This is a genomic window from Streptomyces sp. NPDC046900 (genome assembly GCF_040644975.1).
GTDB lineage: Bacteria > Actinomycetota > Actinomycetes > Streptomycetales > Streptomycetaceae > Streptomyces.
Map to the genome: position 1 here is coordinate 74,701 of NZ_JBEYXD010000025.1, position 17,726 is coordinate 92,426.

Sequence of the window (17,726 nt, forward strand, 5' to 3'; positions counted from 1 at the left end):
GCCCGGTTGTGTCAGCGGTGGGCCCGGACCAGTGGAAGGCGCCTCGCGGTCGGCTCCGGCAGAAGCGCCGCGCCCGCCGGCAGACTGAGCACCAGGAGTGCCGCCCACCGCTGATGGGCCGCCCAGCCGGGGGCGCCCACCGCGGCGAACAGCGCCCACCGCTCGGGCAGCAGCACCGCCAGTACCGTGCCCGCCAGCAGCGCCGCCGCCACGCCCGGCCCCGGCTGCGGCTCCTCGGTGAACCGCACGGCCGCCATCGCGCCGGCGAGCGCCAGGGCCGCGATCACCGCCGCCTCCAAGCTGACATCCGCGGCCGGAGGCCGTATCTTCCCGGGTACCAGGAGCAGGGCCGCCCCCCAGCCGAGGGCGGCCTGCGGTACGACCAGCGCCAGCCGCAGCCCCGTCCGCACCGTCCGCCGGACCGGCACCACCGCGGTGATCTGCCGTGCCGGGTCGTCCAGCAGGAACGCCAGCCCCAGGGCGAAGGCGACCGCGGCGGACCTGAGGAGGGCAAGGGCCAAGCCTGCGTCGGCACCGCCGGGTACCAACCGGGTGACGGCCGGGAAAGCGAGGCCCAGCCCGCCCGCGGCACCGAGCACGCGCCGGGGGAGGGAGCGCCACACCGGCGGAAGAAGGGCACGGATCTCTGCGTACCTCTGCGCTACCCCTGGCATGACTTCTCGTTCCCGGCCCCCTCGGCCCCCGGTACGCCGAGCAGCTCCGCCGCCCGCGCCTCCGTTGTCTTCGGGGAGGTCAGCTCCGTCCAGTGCGCCTTCACCCTGGCCGTGACGCTGTAGCGCGGACGCTTGAGCAGTTCGCGGACGATCCGGGTCTGTTCGGCACTCATGGCGAGCGAGTCGGTGGGCGTCAGCGCCACGGCGGCGTCCCCGAGGCCGCCGTCCACACGGACGCTGCGGAACGCCGCCATCGGATCGTCCTGCGCGGCCAGCGCCAGCCACATGACAGTCACCACACGTGCGTCGCACATTCCGGAGGCCGCCTGCTCGTCACCGGCGACGAGGACGGAGGCGACCCCGACGGCGAACTCGGGGATGCGATTGCCGCCCCAGCGTGTGCCCACCGTGACCTCGCCCGGTGTGTGCCGGGGAGCGATGGAGGAGTCGCTGTGCAGGTCGTAGACCATCGGTATCCGCTGGCGGATCGTCATCCGCGCCCCTGCGGCACCGCCGCCCGCGAGGGCCTGGACCCGGTCGGCCGCCCGCGCCCAGTCGTCCCGCCAGGCGGTCCACTCGGGGAAGGAGCAGTACGTCGATCGGCCGTACACCGCGCACGACTGGAACTTCTCCGGCGTACGGCTCATCTTTGCGCGGGCGGCGGCCAGGGCGGGCTCGTGGCTCGGTGACTGTCCCGCGATCCCCGCGCCGGTGGCGACGAGCGCGACGACCGTCAGTGCCTTCAGCATGCGCGTGCGTCCGCCGCTCAGGAGGACCGTGACGCCCAGCAGCAGTGCCGTGAGGCCCGCCAGATACAGGGCGTGCCAGGCGGCCGGGCGGCCCAGGACCTCGGAGGGGATGGGCGAGGCGCCGTGGTCGGAGACGACCGGGTCCAGCCAGGTCAGCCAGTGGGTCTCCCCTCCGGTGACGGCGGAGGCGACCAGGAGCGCGGCGAATCCCACGACCACGAACAGCGGACCGCCGGCCGTGCTGGGGTACAGCCGCGCGATGAGTACTCCGAGCACTCCGGACAGGAGCACCACAAGCGGCGCCACCACCAGTTCGGCCGGCGATCCGTGCCCGACCGCCCCGGGCCGCAGCGCCGCGGCACCGAACTCGACGGCGGCGACCACCGCGGTGACCGCCGCGAACGGCACGACGGACAGCGTGTGCGCCACCGCGCGCTGCCAGCGCTCCATCACCAGCACGTCGAAGAGCCGGTCCGTGCCATGGCGCCGGGAGCGGAGCGAAGCGACGTTCACACACATGAGGACGGCGACACCGAGGAGCATGGCGCCGGACTGGGTGGCACGGTCCGCGTCGTGGAAGACCGGGAAGTCGTCCATGCCGTCCCGGGAAAAGAGCAACTTCCAGACCGCTGAGCCGACGTACAGCGTGAAGAACACGAACACCGGGATGGTCAAGAGGAGTTCGCGCGCCTCGAGGCGGGCGAGCGCGAGAACGGCGGAGGCCGACGTGCGAGCGGCCCGCGTGGGTGCGGGGACCATCGGGGCTTCCTTGTCGAGGACCGTGCTCATACGGACGCCACCTCCGCGGGCTCCCCGTCGAGGACGAGCAAGTACCCGTCCTCCAGTGTCGGTTCGAGGAGGTCGGCGCCCTTCGGAGGGTCGCCGACGTTACGGAAGGTGCCCAGGCCCGTGCGCCAGCCGGCGCGGGCGCCCGGGTCCCGTTGCGTACTGCTCCAGACCCGGCCCGCCGCCCGAGCGGTCAGCTCGGCCGGGGTGCCCGCGAAGCGGATCCAGCCCCGGGCCATGACGATCACACGGTTGCAGAGCATGGCCACGTCCTCGGTCTGATGGGTGGACAGCAGTACCGTGCGACCCTCGCCCGCGTCCGCGATCAACTCCCGAAACCGCATGCGCTGTTCGGGGTCGAGGCCCACGGTCGGTTCATCGAGGAGCAGCAGACCCGGGTCCCCGACGAGGGCCGCGGCGAGGGCGACGCGCTGGCGCATACCGCCGGACAGCCGCTTGATGCGCTTGCCGCGCACATCGGAGAGGTCGACGGCTTCGAGCACACGCCGCACCTCGAGGTGACGGGCGGCGCGGTCGGTCAGCTCCTTGAGGATGGCCACGTAGTCGACGAACGCGAAGGCCGTGAACTCCGGGTGGAAGCCCGGGTTCTGCGGCAGATAGCCGAGCCGGCGCCGTACCTCCTGGCGTCCGGCGGCCGTGTTCGGATCGTGCCCGAGGACGGTGAAGGCGCCCCTGTCGGCGGGCACGGCGGTGGCGAGCACCCGCAGCAGGGTCGTCTTGCCCGCGCCATTGGGCCCGAGAAGCCCGGTGACCCCCTCACTCAGACGCAGAGAGACATCGTCCAGAGCGGCCGTGCCGCCGTAGCGCAGGGTCAGGCCGGAGGCCGAGACGGTGGGAACGGTGGTCATGAGGTGCTCCTGTTGACGAAGTCGGTGAACAGGGAGGGCGCCGGGGAGGCGTCGAACCTGTCGCGCAGACGGTGCAGCACGGCGGCCGCGACGACGGCGACCGCCGCCGCCACGCCCTGGCCCGCGCCGGTGAACGGGGCCGGCGTGCCGTTGGCGGTCACCTTGGCGACCACCAGCAGGGCGACCCAGCCGCCGCTGACCAGGGCGGGAGCGAGGACCGGGCCCAAGCGAGCGGTCAGCGCGAGCCCGGTGGCGGTCAGCGCCAGGGCGGGAAGCAGCCAGGCGAGGGCCCGGAGCCCGTATCCGGGGAGGGCCAGCGTCGCCAGCCCGTTCAGCGCCAGGCTCGCGACGAGCACCGCGACCGTGCGGATCATGAGCAGGCGGAAGCCGTGCAGCGGGGCGACGAGAGTGAGCTCGTACGTCCTGTCGAGGGCCGGGCCGTAGGACAGCGCGACACCCGCCAGCGGGAGCAGCGGGGCCAGTGCCAGGAAGTAGGCGGGCGAATCCGCCGCGTACACGCTGGCCACCGTCATCACCAGGACCAGCAGGACCGCCCCCAGCCAGGAGGCGCGCAGCACCGGTGTCGCGGCGAGCAGTCGCGCTGTGTGATCGGCGACCCCCGCCCTCGTGAGCAGTCCTTCGAAAAGTCCCGGCCGGGGAGCGTCGAGCTCGGCGTCCAGCCGCTCCCAGCCCCGGTCCAGGGCGAGCGGGTCGCCGACCTCGGCAAGCGCCCCGCGGCAGGACGCGCACGTGACCAGGTGTGCGTCGACCGACCACAGCCGCGGTGCCTCCAACTCGCCGCGTACATAGGCGCGAAGATCGTCGGCGTCCGCATGCCATCCGGTGGCGCCGTGCTTCTCGTCCCTCATGCCAGCTCCTCCCGCAACCGCCTGCGCGCACGCAGCGCCCTCGTCTTGACCGTGCCCGGGGGAATGCCGAGCAGGACGGCCGCCTCCCTGGTGCTGAGCCCGTCGATCACCGTCGCCTGGAGGACGGCCCTCAGCTCGGGCGAGAGCCTGGTCAGGGCACCCGCCAGGTCCCCGTGCTCCACTCCGGCCAGGACGCGCTCCTCCGCCGAGGCCTCGTGGCGGTGCCGCAGCCTGGCCAGGGTCTGGCGCAGACGGCCGCGCGCGCCGTCACCGCGCAGCGCGTCCACCAGCCGCCGGGCGCCGATGCGCCAGATCCAGCCGGCCACGTCGCCGTCCTCGTGGTAGCGCGCGGTGCCGCGCCAGACCGCCAGGAACGTCTCCTGCACGACGTCGTCCACGACCCCCGGATCGGCGCACCGGCCGCGCAGCCGTGCCGTGAGCCACGGCGCGTACCGCCGGTACAGCTCCTCGAAGGCGTGGCGGTCACCGTCTGCCGCGGCACGCAGCAGCTCCCCGTCACTTCTCGTTTCCCTCACGCCCCTTCATCGGACGAGCCCTCGCGACCGGTTCACGTTTCAGGGCAGAATTTCAGTGGCGCGGCGGCCCGTGCCCACTGAGCCCCAGGATCGGCACGGCGCGCCCCCCTTCCAGCTCTCCCGTACGCCGCAGCGCCGCCTGTAGACGTCCGCGAGCCCCTCCGCGCTATCCCGCACGTCATGTCGCTGTAACCGCTGATTCAGACGGGCTTGCGACGCTCGGCCAATGAACGCCGCCGTGCCAGAGCCCTCACCGCCCCCGAAGAACGGGGCCGGTGCGGAAAGCGGGCGTCCCTTCGCCGACATGCCGCCCGGTCGCTTCGACGCGCCCATCACCCGGTCGGCGCGGAACAATGGGTATATGAGCCAGCAGAACGCCCAGGCACCGGCCCACCCGTCGTCCCCCGCCACTCACCATGACGGAGAGTCCTCGGGCCGCGCGAACGTGCAGAATGAGCAACCCTCTGTAGGGTCCCTCGCCGCGCACCGCCCGCACCCCGTGCCGGCGACGGTCTCCGAGCTGGAACCGGACATCGACTCCGACCTCTCGTCGTACGAGGTGGCCGAGGGCGCCCAGCTGCCGCAGGGCCGCTTCCTCGACCGGGAGCGCAGCTGGCTCCAGTTCAACGAGCGCGTGCTCGAACTGGCCGAGGACCCGAACACGCCCCTCCTGGAGCGGGCGAAGTTCCTGGCGATCTTCGCCAGCAACCTGGACGAGTTCTTCATGGTCCGGGTGGCAGGACTGAAGCGCCGCATCGCCACCGGCGTCGCCACCCGGTCCGCGTCGGGTCTGCAGCCCCGCGAGGTGCTGGAGATGATCTGGGCCCGTTCCCGCGAGCTCATGGCCCGGCACGCGGCCTGCTTCCAGGAGGACATCGCCCCGGCGCTCGCCGAGGAGGGCATCCACATCGTCCGCTGGAGCGAGCTGACCGACAAGGAGCAGGCGCGCCTCTTCACGCTCTTCCGGCACCAGATCTTCCCGGTCCTCACGCCGCTGGCCGTCGACCCCGCGCACCCCTTCCCCTATATCTCGGGGCTCTCGCTCAATCTCGCGGTCGTCGTGCGCAACCCGGTCTCGGGCCACCGCCACTTCGCGCGCGTCAAGGTCCCGCCGCTGCTCTCCCGTTTCCTGGAGGCCTCCTCGCAGCGGTACGTCCCGATCGAGGACGTCATCGCCGCGCACCTGGAGGAGCTGTTCCCGGGCATGGAGGTGCTGGAGCACCACACCTTCCGGATAACCCGCAACGAGGACCTCGAGGTCGAGGAGGACGACGCCGAGAACCTGCTCCAGGCCCTGGAGAAGGAGCTCATGCGGCGCCGCTTCGGGCCCCCGGTGCGCCTGGAGGTCGAGGAGTCCATCGACCAGTACGTCCTCGACCTGCTGGTGCGCGAGCTGAAGATCTCCGAGGCCGAGGTGTACCCGCTGCCCGGTCCGCTCGACCTCACCGGTCTGTTCGGCATCGCCAACCTCGACCGGCCCGAGCTGAAGTACCCGAAGTTCATCGCGGGCACCCACCGCGACCTCGCGGAGGTCGAGTCGGCGTCCGCGCCCGACATCTTCGCGGCGCTGCGGGAGCGGGACGTGCTCCTGCACCACCCGTACGACAGCTTCTCGACCTCGGTACAGGCGTTCCTCGAGCAGGCGGCCTCCGATCCGGACGTGCTCGCCATCAAGCAGACGCTGTACCGGACCTCGGAGACCTCGCCGATCGTCGACGCGCTCGTCGACGCCGCAGAGGCAGGCAAGCAGGTCCTCGTGCTGGTCGAGATCAAGGCGCGCTTCGACGAGCAGGCCAACATCAAGTGGGCCCGCAAGCTGGAGGAGGCCGGCTGCCACGTCGTGTACGGACTGGTCGGCCTGAAGACGCACTGCAAGCTGTCGCTGGTCGTGCGGCAGGAGGGCGAGACGCTCCGGCGCTACAGCCACGTCGGGACGGGCAACTACCACCCGAAGACCGCACGCCTGTACGAAGACCTGGGGCTGCTGACCGCGGACCAGCAGGTCGGCGCCGACCTGTCCGACCTGTTCAACAGGCTCTCGGGCTACTCGCGCCGCGAGACCTACCGCCGGCTGCTGGTCGCCCCCAAGTCCCTGCGCGACGGGCTGATCTCGCGGATCAACAAGGAGATCCAGCACCACCGGGCCGGGCGTCCGGCCTACGTCCGCATCAAGGTCAACTCGATGGTGGACGAGGCGGTCGTCGACGCCCTGTACCGCGCGTCCCAGGCGGGCGTCCCCGTCGACGTCTGGGTGCGCGGCATATGCGCGCTGCGCCCGGGTGTGACCGGTCTGTCCGAGAACATACGGGTGCGGTCCATACTCGGCCGCTTCCTCGAGCACTCCCGGGTCTTCGTCTTCGGCAACGGAGGCGAGCCCGAGGTGTGGATCGGCAGCGCCGACATGATGCACCGCAACCTGGACCGCCGTATAGAAGCACTGGTCAGGGTGGCCGACCTGGCGCACCGGGCGGCCCTCAACCGGCTCCTCGAGACCGGTATGTCCGACACGACCTCCTCCTGGCACCTGGGTCCGGACGGAGAGTGGACACGGCACGCCACCGACGCGGAGGGCCAGCCCCTGCGGAACATCCAGGAGATGCTCATAGACGCCCGGAGGCGCCGGCGTGGCACAGCAACACCTTGATCCTCACACCGACCCCGCGGCCGGGCGCTCTGCCGGGCTCTCGGCTCCGCTGGAGCGGGGGGATCCCCAAGAGCAGGGCGGCATCCCCACGGGGGACGTCCTCGCGAGCTACCTGCGGGCTCAGGCGACCGAGTTCCTGCGCTCGCTGCGGCAGCACCGGGAGACCGGTGCTGCCGGTGGTCCGCCCGCCCGAGCCGAGGCACGGGTGGAGGAGCGCGGAACGGACGACTCCGGCGACGCGGCGCTCGCGTTGCGCCGCTCGGCCCGCCGTATCAGCGGGACGCTCCACACGTTCCGCCCGCTCCTCGACGCGGACTGGTCCGAGGAGATGCGACCCGAACTCGCCTGGCTGTCCGGCACGCTGGCCCGCGAGCACGCGTACGCGGCCCGGCTCGAGCGGCTGCTCCTCGCGCTGCACCGGCTCTCGGGCTCCTCGGTCTTCCCGGCGCAGGCGGGGGGCGCCGCGGAATCCACCGGTGGTGGACCGCGCACCCAGACCGCCGCTCCGGAGCGCGGCAATCTGACCGTGGGCGCGGCGAAGGCGGGCGCCCTGCTGGAGCGCCAGCTGACCCTGGCCCGGACGCGCGCCCACTCCGCGGCCCTGCAGGCCCTCGGGTCGAGCCGCTTCCACGCGGTGGCGGACAGCGTCGCCGTGCTCGCCAGCGAGGTACCGCTCACGCCCGCCGCGGCCGGCGCCGACCTGCGCCCGCTGGCCGCCGCGGCCGAGGAACGCATGTGCGACGCGGTGGCAGCGCTGCCGCTGGTCACCGCGGGCCACCCGTACAACGCGGAGGCTCTGATCTACGGACTGTCCCCGGACCCGGCCCCGCACCCGCAGGACGGCCCCTGGCATCAGGTCCGGCTGCTGCTGCGGCTGCACCGCTACGCCCGTGAGGTGCTGCACGGCGGGTACGGGGAGGCGCCCGTCGACGTCCGACTGCTGGCCGCGGGCCAGGCCCTGAACCGGCACCGGGACGCCTCGGAGGCGGCCGCCGCTGCCGCCGCCGCTGCGCGCACCCCGCGCATCGCCCCGGCGACGGCCTACGCCCTCGGCGTCCTGCACGCCGACCAGCGCCACGAGGTGGAGGCCGCCCGCTACGCCTTCCAGCAGTCATGGCAGCGGCAGGCGGTGGGTACTCCGTAGGTCCGGCGTTCTGCGACAGGCACTCGTACGACGGCACGGCGCGCCCCCGGGCGCGCCGCAGGCAAAGGAGCCGGAACACTCCATGACCGAGGACGACATCATCCGGGCGGCGGGCTGTGTGCTGTGGCGCCGCTCCCCCGTCGACGGCGAACTGGAGATCTGTCTCGTCCACCGGCCGAAGTACGACGACTGGTCCCACCCGAAGGGCAAGCTCAAGCGCGGGGAGGTCCCGCTCACGGGCGCGCTGCGAGAGGTGGAGGAGGAGACGGGTTACGGCGCGGTGCCCGGCGCCCCCCTGCCCGCCGCCCACTACGAGGCGGGCGGCCGCCCCAAGCAGGTCGACTACTGGGCGGCCGAGGCGACGGAGGGCTTCTTCACCCCGAACCACGAGGTGGACCGCATCCTGTGGCTCCCGCCGATCACGGCCCGTCACCGCCTGACTCAGCCCCGCGACCGGGATCTGGTCGACGCCCTCCTGAGCGCACTGAACCTCACGTGATCGCCTTCGCAAAGGGCCGCCCCGGCATTCGGAGTAGCCCTTCGCTCTCCGCGGCGGGGCGGCCCCGCAGCGCGGCCCGGCGCCCTTGGACACTCGGCGTTCACCATCACGGACCGTGCCCGGACCATCATGGGCGCGCCATAGAGCGCATCGGTGATCGGGATCTTCCGGACATGAATGACCTTGCTCAGATGCGTAGAGTTACGAGCATCCGGGGTGTCACTCGGAATCACCCTGTGTCCTTTATGTAAGCGTTCCGTGATCTAACCGCACCGTCTATAGGGGTTCACCCTGCGTTCACTTATGGCCATAAGCGGCTTCACCTGATCTGCCTACTTTCGGCCTTACCTGATGGAGGACGCGATCTGGAAATACGCGTCCGCATCAACCACAACGTCGCACGCCGCCGATCAGGACGGCGGCAACTGGAAGGAACTCCCGAAAGTGAAGCTTCAGCGCATGAACCGGCGGGCCATCACCCTCGGTGCTCTCGCCGTCTCCGGCGCCCTGGCCCTCACGGCGTGCGGCTCCGACGACACGGGCAGCAAGAACGGTGGCAGCAGCGCCTCCGCCTCGTCGTCGACGAACGCCAGCTCCATCAAGTGCGACGCCAAGGGCGGCCAGCTTCTCGCCGACGGCTCCTCCGCGCAGAAGAACGCGATCGACGCCTGGGTCGCGCAGTTCAGCCAGGCCTGCCAGACCCAGATCAACTACAAGGCCGGCGGCTCCGGTGCCGGTGTGACCTCCTTCACCCAGGGCCAGCTGGCCTTCGCCGGCTCGGACTCCGCGCTGAAGCCCGAAGAGGTCGCGGCCTCCAAGAAGGTCTGCACCGGCGGCCAGGGCATCGACCTCCCGATGGTCGGCGGCCCGATCGCCCTCGGCTACAACCTGCCGGGCGTGGACAACCTGGTCCTGGACGCCAAGACCATCGCCGAGATCTTCAACAACCAGATCAAGACCTGGAACGCCCCGGAGATCAAGAAGCTGAACCCGAGCGCGAAGCTTCCCTCCACCAAGATCCAGGCGTTCCACCGCTCTGACGAGTCCGGCACCACGGACAACTTCACCAAGTACCTCAAGGCCGCTGCCCCGTCCGTCTGGGGCAAGTACGAGGGTGGCAAGGCCTGGCAGGCCCCGGGTGGCCAGTCCGCGCCGCAGTCCGCGGGTGTGGCCCAGCAGGTGAAGCAGACCGCCGGCGCCATCGGCTACTTCGAGCTCTCCTACGCCAAGGACATGTCCACGGTCAAGATCGACACGGGCGCCTCCGCCCCGGTCGAGGCCAACATCGACAACGCCACCAAGGCCATCGCCGACGCCAAGGTCGTCGGCACCGGCAAGGACCTGTCGCTGCAGCTGAACTACAACACCAAGGCCGACGGTGCCTACCCGATGGTCCTGGTCACCTACGAGATCATCTGCGACAAGGGCAACAAGGCGGACACCCTGCCCGCCACCAAGTCCTTCCTGCGCTACATCGCGAGCGAGGACGGTCAGAAGATGCTGACCGACAACAGCTACGCGCCGATCCCCGACGCGATCATCTCCAAGGTCCGCACCACCATCGAGGGCCTGAGCTGATTTGAGAGTGCGGTCCGGTCCCCTCGGGGCACCGGACCGCACCGTCCGGTGCACCGCCGCCAGGAGCCGCATCACACGTGCGGCTCCGCAGACCGGAGAACCCGATGGACATATCTACACACAACACACAAGCACCTCCCCCCGCCCCACGGCCGTCCACAGCCGAGCGCAAGCGCGCAGCCCGTGGCGCCACCCGACCCGGGGACCGGATCTTCCTCGGTCTCTCCCGTGGGTCGGGCATTCTGCTGCTGGTGATCATGGCCGCGATCGCGGTCTTCCTCACCTACCGTGCGTCCCTCGCCATCAGCAAGGACCACGGGAACTTCCTGACCACCTTCGAGTGGAACACCAACGTCACGCCGCCGGTCTTCGGTATCGCCGTACTGGCCTTCGGCACCGTGGTCTCCTCGATCATCGCGATGATCATCGCGGTCCCGATCGCGGTCGCCATCGCGCTCTTCCTGACGCACTACTCGCCGCGCAGGATGTCCGGGCCCATCGCCTACGTGATCGACCTGCTCGCCGCCGTGCCGTCCATCGTCTACGGCCTGTGGGGCGCCCTGGTCCTCGTACCGAACCTGGGCGGCCTCTTCAGCTGGCTCAACGACTACTTCGGCTGGACGGGCATCTTCTCCTGGGAGGGCGGCGCCCCCCGCTCGATGCTCACCGTCGGCATCCTGCTCGCGATCATGATCCTGCCGATCATCACCAACGTGAGCCGCGAGGTCTTCCGCCAGGTCCCGCAGATGCACGAGGAGGCGGCCCTGGCCCTCGGCGCCACGCGCTGGGAGGTCATCCGCATGGCCGTCCTGCCCTTCGGCCGCTCCGGTGTCATCTCCGCCTCGATGCTCGGCCTCGGCCGCGCGCTCGGCGAGACGATGGCCGTGGCCACCGTGCTCTCCCCGGACTTCCTGATCCACGCCAGCCTGCTCAATCCGGGCGGCGGCACCTTCGCCCAGAACATCGCCAGCAAGTTCAGCGAGGCGACCGAGGACGGCCGTGACGCGCTGATCGCCTCCGGCCTCGTCCTGTTCGTCATCACCCTGCTGGTCAACGGCGCGGCCCGTGCGATCATCGCCCGCCGCAAGGAGTACTCGGGGGCCAACGCATGAGTCACGCAGCCGTCGCCGACAAGCGCCACAGCACCTTGCGCGGCGCCAGTCTCCCCAAGTGGTCCCCCTGGGCCATCGCCCTCGGCTCGATCGTCGTGGCGTCCGCCATCGGCGCCGTCGCCGGCCTGACGAGCCACATCCAGTGGGGCGTGATCGCCGCCATCCTCTTCCTGCTCGGCACGTACGGCATCGCCGCGCGCGTCGAGGGCCGCCGCCAGGCCAAGGACCGCGTCGCGACCGCCCTCGTGTGGGTCGCCTTCCTGCTCGCCGTCGTGCCCCTGGTCTCCCTCGTCTGGACGACCGTCGCGCGCGGTGTGAAGGTCCTCGACATCTACTTCCTGACCCACTCGATGGGCATCGTCGCGGACTCCCAGCCCGGCGGTGGCATCTACCACGCCATCCTCGGCAGCCTCGAGCAGGTCGGTCTCGCCACCGTGATCGGCGCGCCGATCGGTGTGCTCACCGCGATCTACCTCGTGGAGTACGGACGGGGCCGGCTCGCGCAGGCCGTCACCTTCTTCGTCGACGTGATGACCGGTATCCCGTCGATCGTCGCCGGCCTGTTCATCCTCAGCCTGATGCTGATCTTCAAGATGCAGCCCTTCGGCTTCGCCGGTTCGCTGGCCCTGGCCATCCTGATGATGCCGGTCGTCGTCCGCTCCACCGAGGAGATGCTCAAGCTCGTCCCGAACGAGCTGCGCGAGGCCTCGCTGGCGCTGGGCGTGCCCAAGTGGCGCACCATCCTGAAGGTGGTCCTGCCGACCTCCATCGGCGGCATCACCACGGGCATCATGCTGTCGATCGCCCGTATCGCGGGCGAGACCGCGCCGGTGCTGCTGCTGGTGTTCGGCAACCGCTTCATCAACGCCAACCCGTTCGAGGGTGCACAGCAGTCGCTGCCGCTGTACATCTACCAGCAGTACGCGAACAGCGCGGGTGCCAACGCGGCGTACGACCGTGCCTGGGCGGCGTCGCTCACACTGATCGCCTTCGTGATGATCCTCAACCTGCTGGCCCGCGGCATCGCGCGCTGGAAGGCCCCGAAGACCGGTCGCTGACGCGGCCATCAGCGACTGATACTGGAAGTGAAGTAGTCATGGCCAAGCGAATCGACGTAAGCGGACTCACCGCCTACTACGGCTCCCACAAGGCGATCGAGGACATCTCGATGACGGTCGAGCCGCGATCGGTGACGGCGTTCATCGGTCCCTCCGGCTGCGGCAAGTCGACGTTCCTGCGCACGCTCAACCGCATGCACGAGGTCACCCCCGGCGGGCGCGTCGAGGGCAAGGTGCTCCTGGACGACGAGAACCTCTACGGCGCCGGCATCGACCCGGTCTCCGTCCGCCGTGAGGTGGGCATGGTCTTCCAGCGCCCGAACCCCTTCCCCACGATGTCGATCTTCGACAACGTGGCCGCGGGTCTGCGCCTGAACGGCAACTACCGCAAGTCGGAACTGAACGACATCGTCGAGAAGTCCCTCAAGGGCGCGAACCTCTGGAACGAGGTGAAGGACCGCCTCAACAAGCCGGGCTCCGGCCTGTCCGGTGGTCAGCAGCAGCGTCTCTGCATCGCCCGCGCGATCGCGGTCGAGCCGAACGTCCTGCTGATGGACGAGCCCTGCTCCGCCCTGGACCCGATCTCCACCCTCGCCATCGAGGACCTGATCGGCGAGCTCAAGGAGCGCTTCACGATCGTCATCGTGACGCACAACATGCAGCAGGCGGCGCGTGTCTCGGACCGCACGGCATTCTTCAACCTTTCGGCCGTGGGTCAACCCGGCCGGCTGATCGAGATCGACGACACCGAGCGGATCTTCTCCAACCCGTCGGTCCAGGCGACCGAGGACTACATCTCGGGCCGCTTCGGCTGAGCCGACGGTCTGCGGATGACCCCTCGCGGTGCTGCATGGCGGTGCCACCGCGAGGCCGAAAAGGGCCCGCCCCCGGCTCCCGGGGGCGGGCCCGTTCGCGTGGTCGTCCACGTCGTCATTCGGCCACTTCTGTCCGTTCCCACCACTGGTACACGGTCACCCGTCCTTCCCCGCTGCCCTCGTGGCGCGTCGTGACCTTGTAGTGCTCGTAGCCACCGCGGTGCGGGATCTTCAGCTCTTGTCCGGGAGGAACGATCGGCACGGTGCTGCCCGCCAAATCGTCCGGCCCGCCTTCGAGAAGTGCCTTGGTAGTCATAGCTCCAGTCTTGCCACCCCACCGACACCCGCATCTCGAGACGACCTCGGGCGCTGATCCGCCGGGGGGAGGAGGCCCGGCAGGATGCCGGGAAACCGGGCGGGGCAGAGGGACCGGGGGAGAGACGGGGCAGCGCGGGACGCGGGAGCAGGGCCACAGAAACCCAGAAGCGCGGCAGCGCGAGGCTTCGGGTGGCAGCAGCCGGCAGACACCCAGTGCGGAAAGACACCGGTGCAAGCGCCGCACGACGGTCGCGGGCCGGGATCCGGGGGCCCGGAGGCGGGTCGAGGGACCCCGGAGTGCGGTCGCGGTCGACGGGCCCAGTCTTCGATCGCGGCAGGCGACCCAGCCCCAGAAAGGGCAAGCGCCTCGGGCGGAGGGAAATCCCGGTATCCGGACGGCCGGCGCCTCTGCGCGCCTCATCCTCCGCAAAGCCGGCGCCTCCGCGCGCCCCGCGTACGTGCGTCGGGCGCGTCCTGGAGAGGTCCGACCGGCCGTCGCCCGCGGCTACAGGAACGCCAGGTTGATCACCCAGAAGCTCGCCGCGGCCACGAGCGCCGCCGCCGGCATGGTGATGAACCAGCCCAGGACGATGTTCTTCGCCACGCCCCAGCGCACGGCGTTCAACCGCTTCGTTGCGCCCACACCCATGATCGCCGACGTTATGACGTGCGTGGTCGAGATCGGGGCCCTGAACAGGTACGCCGTCACGAACATGATCGAGGCGCCGGTGGTCTCCGCCGCGAACCCCTGGGGCGGATCCAGTTCGATGATCTTGCGGCCCAGCGTGCGCATGATGCGCCAGCCGCCCGCGTACGTCCCGAGCGAGAGCATCGCCGCGGAGACGAGCTTGACCCACACCGGGATCGGGTCCCCGTAGTTCTCGACATTCCCGATGACCAGCGCCATCACCACGACGCCCATCGTCTTCTGTGCGTCCTGAAGACCGTGGCCGAGCGCCATTCCGGCCGCCGACACCGTCTGCGCTATGCGAAAGCCCCGCTTGGCCTTGAGCGGATTGGCCCGCCGGAAGATCCACAAGATCGCCAGCATCACGAGGTAGCCGACGATGAGGCCGACCACGGGCGACAGGAACATCGGCGTGATGATCTTGTCCAGGACCCCGGACCAGTAGACCGTCGTGCCACCTGCCAGCGCCGCTCCCACCAGTCCGCCGAACAGGGCGTGCGACGAGGAGGACGGCAGACCGAAGTACCAGGTGATCAGGTTCCAGACGATGGCCCCGGTCAGCGCCGCGAAGAGGATGCCCATACCCTTGCCGCCCTGTGGCGTCTGGATGAGGCCCTCACTGACCGTCTTCGCCACGCCACTGCCCAGGAACGCACCGGCGAGGTTCATCACCGCCGCCATCGCCAGCGCCGCCCGCGGCGTCAGCGCGCGCGTCGACACCGATGTCGCGATGGCGTTCGCCGAGTCGTGGAAGCCGTTGGTATACGCGAAGAAGAGTGCGACCAGTATGGTCAGAATCAGAGCAAAGGTGTCCATGGACGCCTCAGGACTCCTTGACCGCGATGGTCTCCACCGTGTTGGCCACGTGCTCGAAGGCGTCCGCCGCCTCCTCCAGCACGTCCACGATCTGCTTGAGCTTCAGCACCTCGATCGCGTCGTACTTGCCGTTGAAGAGATGGGCGAGCAGTTTCCGGTGGATCTGGTCCGCCTGGTTCTCCAGACGGTTGACCTCGATCCAGTACTCGGTGAGGTTCTCCATCGTGCGCAGGTGCGGCATCGCCTCGGCCGTGAGCTCCGCCGCCCTCGCCAGCACCTCGATCTGCTGCTCGACGCCCTTCGGCAGTTCCTCGACGTTGTAGAGGACGACCAGGTCGACGGCCTCCTCCATGAAGTCCATGATGTCGTCGAGGGAGGATGCGAGGGAGTAGATGTCCTCGCGGTCGAACGGAGTGATGAAGGAGGAGTTCAGCTGGTGGAAGATCGCGTGCGTGGCATCGTCACCGGCGTGTTCCGCGGCCCGCATACGCTCTGCGATCTCGGCCCGAGCGGAGGCGTCCGCCCCGAGCAGTTCCATCAGGAGTTTCGAGCCCGTGACGATGTTGTCCGCGGATGCGGCGAACATGTCGTAGAAGCTCGTCTCCCTGGGGGTCAGACGAAAGCGCACGTGGGATCCTCAGGATGCTTCGGTTTCGGTCAGGCTGATGCTAAGTGCATCATCCGGCCACGGCTAAGGGGCCGTCCTCCAGTGTCGCCCATCGAACACAGTGGTCGGCACGGGGGCGGTACGAGGGCGGCCAGGGGCCTGGCCAAGGGCCGTATACCCAGCAAAGTTCGTTACCATATACCCACCAGGGGTATGTGTCCGTCCCGCGGTGCGAGGAATCCGGACCCGCGGACCGACTGTCCGATTTCGTATCCCCGGGCAACCTTCAACGGGAGGACGCGATGACGACCGAGGCCGGCGCGGCGGCGCCCTCCGAGGACGCCGCGACCGTGGTGACCGACCACGACCGTGGCATCCACGGCTATCACAAACAGAAGGACGAGCACCTCAAGCGGCTGCGCCGTATCGAGGGCCAGATCCGCGGTCTGCAGCGGATGGTCGACGAGGACGTGTACTGCATCGACATACTCACGCAGGTCTCCGCCTCCACGAAGGCCCTGCAGTCCTTCGCACTGCAGCTCCTGGAGGAGCATCTGCGCCACTGTGTGGCCGACGCCGCACTCAAGGGCGGAGCGGAGGTCGACGCCAAGGTGGAGGAAGCGACGAAGGCGATCGGCCGCCTCCTGCGCACATGATCTTCCGGCCGCCCGGGCGAGAACGAGCGGCAGTATCTACTGCGGCGCGGCGCGGCTCACCTGCGGGAGGCGTCCCGCTCCTCGGCGACCTTCAGGACCTCGTCGATGCTCTCAAGACTGAGCCGGTCCTCGTGGGCGGCCGAGGCCGCGATGATCAGGTCACCGCACAGCTCGATCTCGGCGAGGGCCACGTGGTCCTGAACTGCCGTACCGCCGACCGGAGCCACGTGCATCACCTCTTTCTGCCGTCACCAGCTTCCTAGGGTAAGGAGCGGGCTACACACGGCGCATGGCACGGACGGACCATTTCCAGCCCCTCACCCGCGCCACTTCCACGATCACCTCCGTGTCCTCACTGCGCGGCGATCTTCCCGGCGTAGATGTCCCCGGCGGCCGGCAACCGTACGTCGACGGGGGCCCCGAAGTCATACAGCAGGGTCGTCGATGCCACCGCCACCACGGCCTTCTGGCCGCCGTTGACGAAGCTGAACCGGTGCCGCACCTTCCGGATGCGCCCCTGGTCGTCGAGGTAGGCGTCGAACGGCACCTCGGCCGTGGCGAACCCTTTTGCCGCCGCCCGCAGCGGCGCCCTGTTGTCCGCGGACGCGTCGCGTGCCGCGAGCGCGATGTCCGCGACCCCCTGGTAGTGCCGGACCGGAGTCCCCGCGACCTCCGTCCGGCCCAGGTACGTCGCCTCTCTGACCCCGCGCAGCAATTCGGCCGCGGTGTAGGGGTCGGTGGCGCCGCCGGTGACGAGGTTGCCGTCGGTGAGTGTGGCCGTGTCCACCCGCACCCACTTGTCGGCCGGGACTCCGGCTCCCCGGTTCTTCATGAAGAGGGCACCAGAGGCAAGCAGTTCGGTGATCGGACGGTGCTCCTCGTCGCCCGCGGGATCCTGGGGCAGCGTCACTTTCAGCCGGCCCAGCCGGCCGCGATAGTCGTAGACGCCCTCACCGCGGATGGTGACCCGGGTCCCGCCGGTGGCCATCTCCATCGACGTCCGGGCCCGGGAGCTGCCCGCGCGCACCAGGGTCGCGGCGGCCTGCCGGAGGGTCTCGAGGGCGCCCGAGCCGGAGCGCGCGTCCTCGACGGCTGCCCCGCCTCTCGAACATCCGGTGAGCGAGGCGCCGCAGACGAGCAGTCCCACCGTCGCGAGGATCGCCGCACCGACCCGACCGTGCCGCCGCACCACCATCACCTGCCTACCCCCAGCCGGTCCGTCCCGGTGCCCTCCTGTCGTTCCTCTTAACGACGGGTGGGGGGACCCGTCACGCGCCACGCGGGGCAAGTACTTGCCCGGGGTAACCT

18 protein-coding genes are annotated in these 17,726 nt (G+C 70.0%); 8 read left to right on the top strand and 10 right to left on the bottom strand.

What is annotated here, in order from left to right:
• Positions 1–11 precede the first annotated feature (11 nt).
• From ABZ904_RS24155 to ABZ904_RS24175, 5 genes are read right to left on the bottom strand one after another with little or no spacing between them, the layout of a single operon-like run.
• Positions 12–674, bottom strand: coding sequence for an ABC transporter (locus ABZ904_RS24155; protein ID WP_361825432.1), 663 nt, complete (start codon positions 672–674; stop codon positions 12–14).
• Positions 662–2,212: an ABC transporter permease gene (locus ABZ904_RS24160; RefSeq protein ID WP_361825434.1), complete on the bottom strand. Its 1,551-nt coding sequence runs from the start codon at positions 2,210–2,212 to the stop codon at positions 662–664. The genes ABZ904_RS24155 and ABZ904_RS24160 overlap by 13 nt, the downstream gene beginning before the upstream one ends.
• Complete coding sequence (locus tag ABZ904_RS24165; RefSeq protein ID WP_359403520.1) at positions 2,209–3,078, bottom strand: ABC transporter ATP-binding protein; 870 nt, start codon at positions 3,076–3,078, stop codon at positions 2,209–2,211. The genes ABZ904_RS24160 and ABZ904_RS24165 overlap by 4 nt, the downstream gene beginning before the upstream one ends.
• Positions 3,075–3,947, bottom strand: coding sequence for a zf-HC2 domain-containing protein (locus tag ABZ904_RS24170; RefSeq protein ID WP_359403523.1), 873 nt, complete (start codon positions 3,945–3,947; stop codon positions 3,075–3,077). The genes ABZ904_RS24165 and ABZ904_RS24170 overlap by 4 nt, the downstream gene beginning before the upstream one ends.
• Entirely contained in the window at positions 3,944–4,483 is a 540-nt protein-coding gene (locus tag ABZ904_RS24175) for an RNA polymerase sigma factor (RefSeq protein ID WP_359403526.1), read from the bottom strand. The genes ABZ904_RS24170 and ABZ904_RS24175 overlap by 4 nt, the downstream gene beginning before the upstream one ends.
• A 361-nt stretch (positions 4,484–4,844) precedes the next feature.
• Here ABZ904_RS24175 and ABZ904_RS24180 point away from each other — a divergent pair, with 361 nt between their 5' ends.
• From ABZ904_RS24180 to pstB, 7 genes are all read left to right on the top strand, one after another.
• Complete coding sequence (locus ABZ904_RS24180; RefSeq protein ID WP_359403529.1) at positions 4,845–7,127, top strand: RNA degradosome polyphosphate kinase; 2,283 nt, start codon at positions 4,845–4,847, stop codon at positions 7,125–7,127.
• Entirely contained in the window at positions 7,108–8,271 is a 1,164-nt protein-coding gene (locus tag ABZ904_RS24185) for a CHAD domain-containing protein (protein WP_361825437.1), read from the top strand. The genes ABZ904_RS24180 and ABZ904_RS24185 overlap by 20 nt, the downstream gene beginning before the upstream one ends.
• An 82-nt stretch (positions 8,272–8,353) precedes the next feature.
• The gene (locus ABZ904_RS24190) at positions 8,354–8,770 is read left to right on the top strand and encodes an NUDIX hydrolase (protein WP_359403535.1); all 417 of its coding nucleotides are present in this window, start codon (positions 8,354–8,356) and stop codon (positions 8,768–8,770) included.
• Positions 8,771–9,214: 444 nt separating this feature from the next.
• On the top strand, positions 9,215–10,348 hold the full coding sequence (gene pstS / locus ABZ904_RS24195; RefSeq protein ID WP_359403606.1) for a phosphate ABC transporter substrate-binding protein PstS: 1,134 nt from the start codon (positions 9,215–9,217) through the stop codon (positions 10,346–10,348).
• A 104-nt stretch (positions 10,349–10,452) separates the two neighbouring features.
• The gene (pstC, locus tag ABZ904_RS24200) at positions 10,453–11,460 is read left to right on the top strand and encodes a phosphate ABC transporter permease subunit PstC (protein ID WP_359403538.1); all 1,008 of its coding nucleotides are present in this window, start codon (positions 10,453–10,455) and stop codon (positions 11,458–11,460) included.
• The gene (pstA, locus tag ABZ904_RS24205; RefSeq protein WP_359403541.1) at positions 11,457–12,518 is read left to right on the top strand and encodes a phosphate ABC transporter permease PstA; all 1,062 of its coding nucleotides are present in this window, start codon (positions 11,457–11,459) and stop codon (positions 12,516–12,518) included. The genes pstC and pstA overlap by 4 nt, the downstream gene beginning before the upstream one ends.
• 38 nt (positions 12,519–12,556) lie before the next feature.
• Positions 12,557–13,333, top strand: coding sequence for a phosphate ABC transporter ATP-binding protein PstB (gene pstB / locus ABZ904_RS24210; RefSeq protein WP_359403544.1), 777 nt, complete (start codon positions 12,557–12,559; stop codon positions 13,331–13,333).
• 115 nt (positions 13,334–13,448) lie between these two features.
• Here pstB and ABZ904_RS24215 read toward each other — a convergent pair whose 3' ends face one another.
• The 3 genes from ABZ904_RS24215 to ABZ904_RS24225 form a co-directional block, all read right to left on the bottom strand.
• A complete protein-coding gene (locus tag ABZ904_RS24215) occupies positions 13,449–13,649 on the bottom strand; it encodes a DUF5988 family protein (protein WP_359403547.1) in 201 nt (66 codons plus the stop codon).
• Between the two features lie 507 nt (positions 13,650–14,156).
• Positions 14,157–15,155, bottom strand: coding sequence for an inorganic phosphate transporter (locus ABZ904_RS24220; protein WP_359403550.1), 999 nt, complete (start codon positions 15,153–15,155; stop codon positions 14,157–14,159).
• 7 nt (positions 15,156–15,162) lie between these two features.
• Complete coding sequence (locus tag ABZ904_RS24225) at positions 15,163–15,783, bottom strand: DUF47 family protein (RefSeq protein ID WP_020269925.1); 621 nt, start codon at positions 15,781–15,783, stop codon at positions 15,163–15,165.
• Between the two features lie 281 nt (positions 15,784–16,064).
• Between ABZ904_RS24225 and ABZ904_RS24230 the strand changes: the two genes are divergently transcribed.
• Positions 16,065–16,418, top strand: coding sequence for a metal-sensitive transcriptional regulator (locus tag ABZ904_RS24230; protein WP_359403554.1), 354 nt, complete (start codon positions 16,065–16,067; stop codon positions 16,416–16,418).
• A gap of 56 nt (positions 16,419–16,474) precedes the next feature.
• On the opposite strand, the gene ABZ904_RS24235 is transcribed toward ABZ904_RS24230, so the two are convergent.
• Together ABZ904_RS24235 and ABZ904_RS24240 are read right to left on the bottom strand one after the other, a co-directional pair.
• On the bottom strand, positions 16,475–16,651 hold the full coding sequence (locus tag ABZ904_RS24235) for a hypothetical protein (protein ID WP_359403557.1): 177 nt from the start codon (positions 16,649–16,651) through the stop codon (positions 16,475–16,477).
• A 119-nt stretch (positions 16,652–16,770) separates the two neighbouring features.
• Positions 16,771–17,613 (bottom strand): hypothetical protein, encoded by an 843-nt coding sequence (locus tag ABZ904_RS24240; RefSeq protein WP_359403560.1) that lies wholly within the window; start codon positions 17,611–17,613, stop codon positions 16,771–16,773.
• Positions 17,614–17,726 lie beyond the last annotated feature (113 nt).

Bases quoted from the DNA above. Each gene is read 5' to 3' on its own strand.
- ABZ904_RS24155 (WP_361825432.1), bottom strand. From the start codon at position 674: ATGCCAGGGGTAGCGCAGAGGTACGCAGAGATCCGTGCCCTTCTTCCG.
- ABZ904_RS24160 (WP_361825434.1), bottom strand. From the start codon at position 2,212: ATGAGCACGGTCCTCGACAAGGAAGCCCCGATGGTCCCCGCACCCACG.
- ABZ904_RS24165 (WP_359403520.1), bottom strand. From the start codon at position 3,078: ATGACCACCGTTCCCACCGTCTCGGCCTCCGGCCTGACCCTGCGCTAC.
- ABZ904_RS24170 (WP_359403523.1), bottom strand. From the start codon at position 3,947: ATGAGGGACGAGAAGCACGGCGCCACCGGATGGCATGCGGACGCCGAC.
- ABZ904_RS24180 (WP_359403529.1), top strand. From the start codon at position 4,845: ATGAGCCAGCAGAACGCCCAGGCACCGGCCCACCCGTCGTCCCCCGCC.
- ABZ904_RS24190 (WP_359403535.1), top strand. From the start codon at position 8,354: ATGACCGAGGACGACATCATCCGGGCGGCGGGCTGTGTGCTGTGGCGC.
- pstC (WP_359403538.1), top strand. From the start codon at position 10,453: ATGGACATATCTACACACAACACACAAGCACCTCCCCCCGCCCCACGG.
- pstA (WP_359403541.1), top strand. From the start codon at position 11,457: ATGAGTCACGCAGCCGTCGCCGACAAGCGCCACAGCACCTTGCGCGGC.
- pstB (WP_359403544.1), top strand. From the start codon at position 12,557: ATGGCCAAGCGAATCGACGTAAGCGGACTCACCGCCTACTACGGCTCC.
- ABZ904_RS24215 (WP_359403547.1), bottom strand. From the start codon at position 13,649: ATGACTACCAAGGCACTTCTCGAAGGCGGGCCGGACGATTTGGCGGGC.
- ABZ904_RS24220 (WP_359403550.1), bottom strand. From the start codon at position 15,155: ATGGACACCTTTGCTCTGATTCTGACCATACTGGTCGCACTCTTCTTC.
- ABZ904_RS24230 (WP_359403554.1), top strand. From the start codon at position 16,065: ATGACGACCGAGGCCGGCGCGGCGGCGCCCTCCGAGGACGCCGCGACC.
- ABZ904_RS24235 (WP_359403557.1), bottom strand. From the start codon at position 16,651: ATGCACGTGGCTCCGGTCGGCGGTACGGCAGTTCAGGACCACGTGGCC.
- ABZ904_RS24240 (WP_359403560.1), bottom strand. From the start codon at position 17,613: ATGGTGGTGCGGCGGCACGGTCGGGTCGGTGCGGCGATCCTCGCGACG.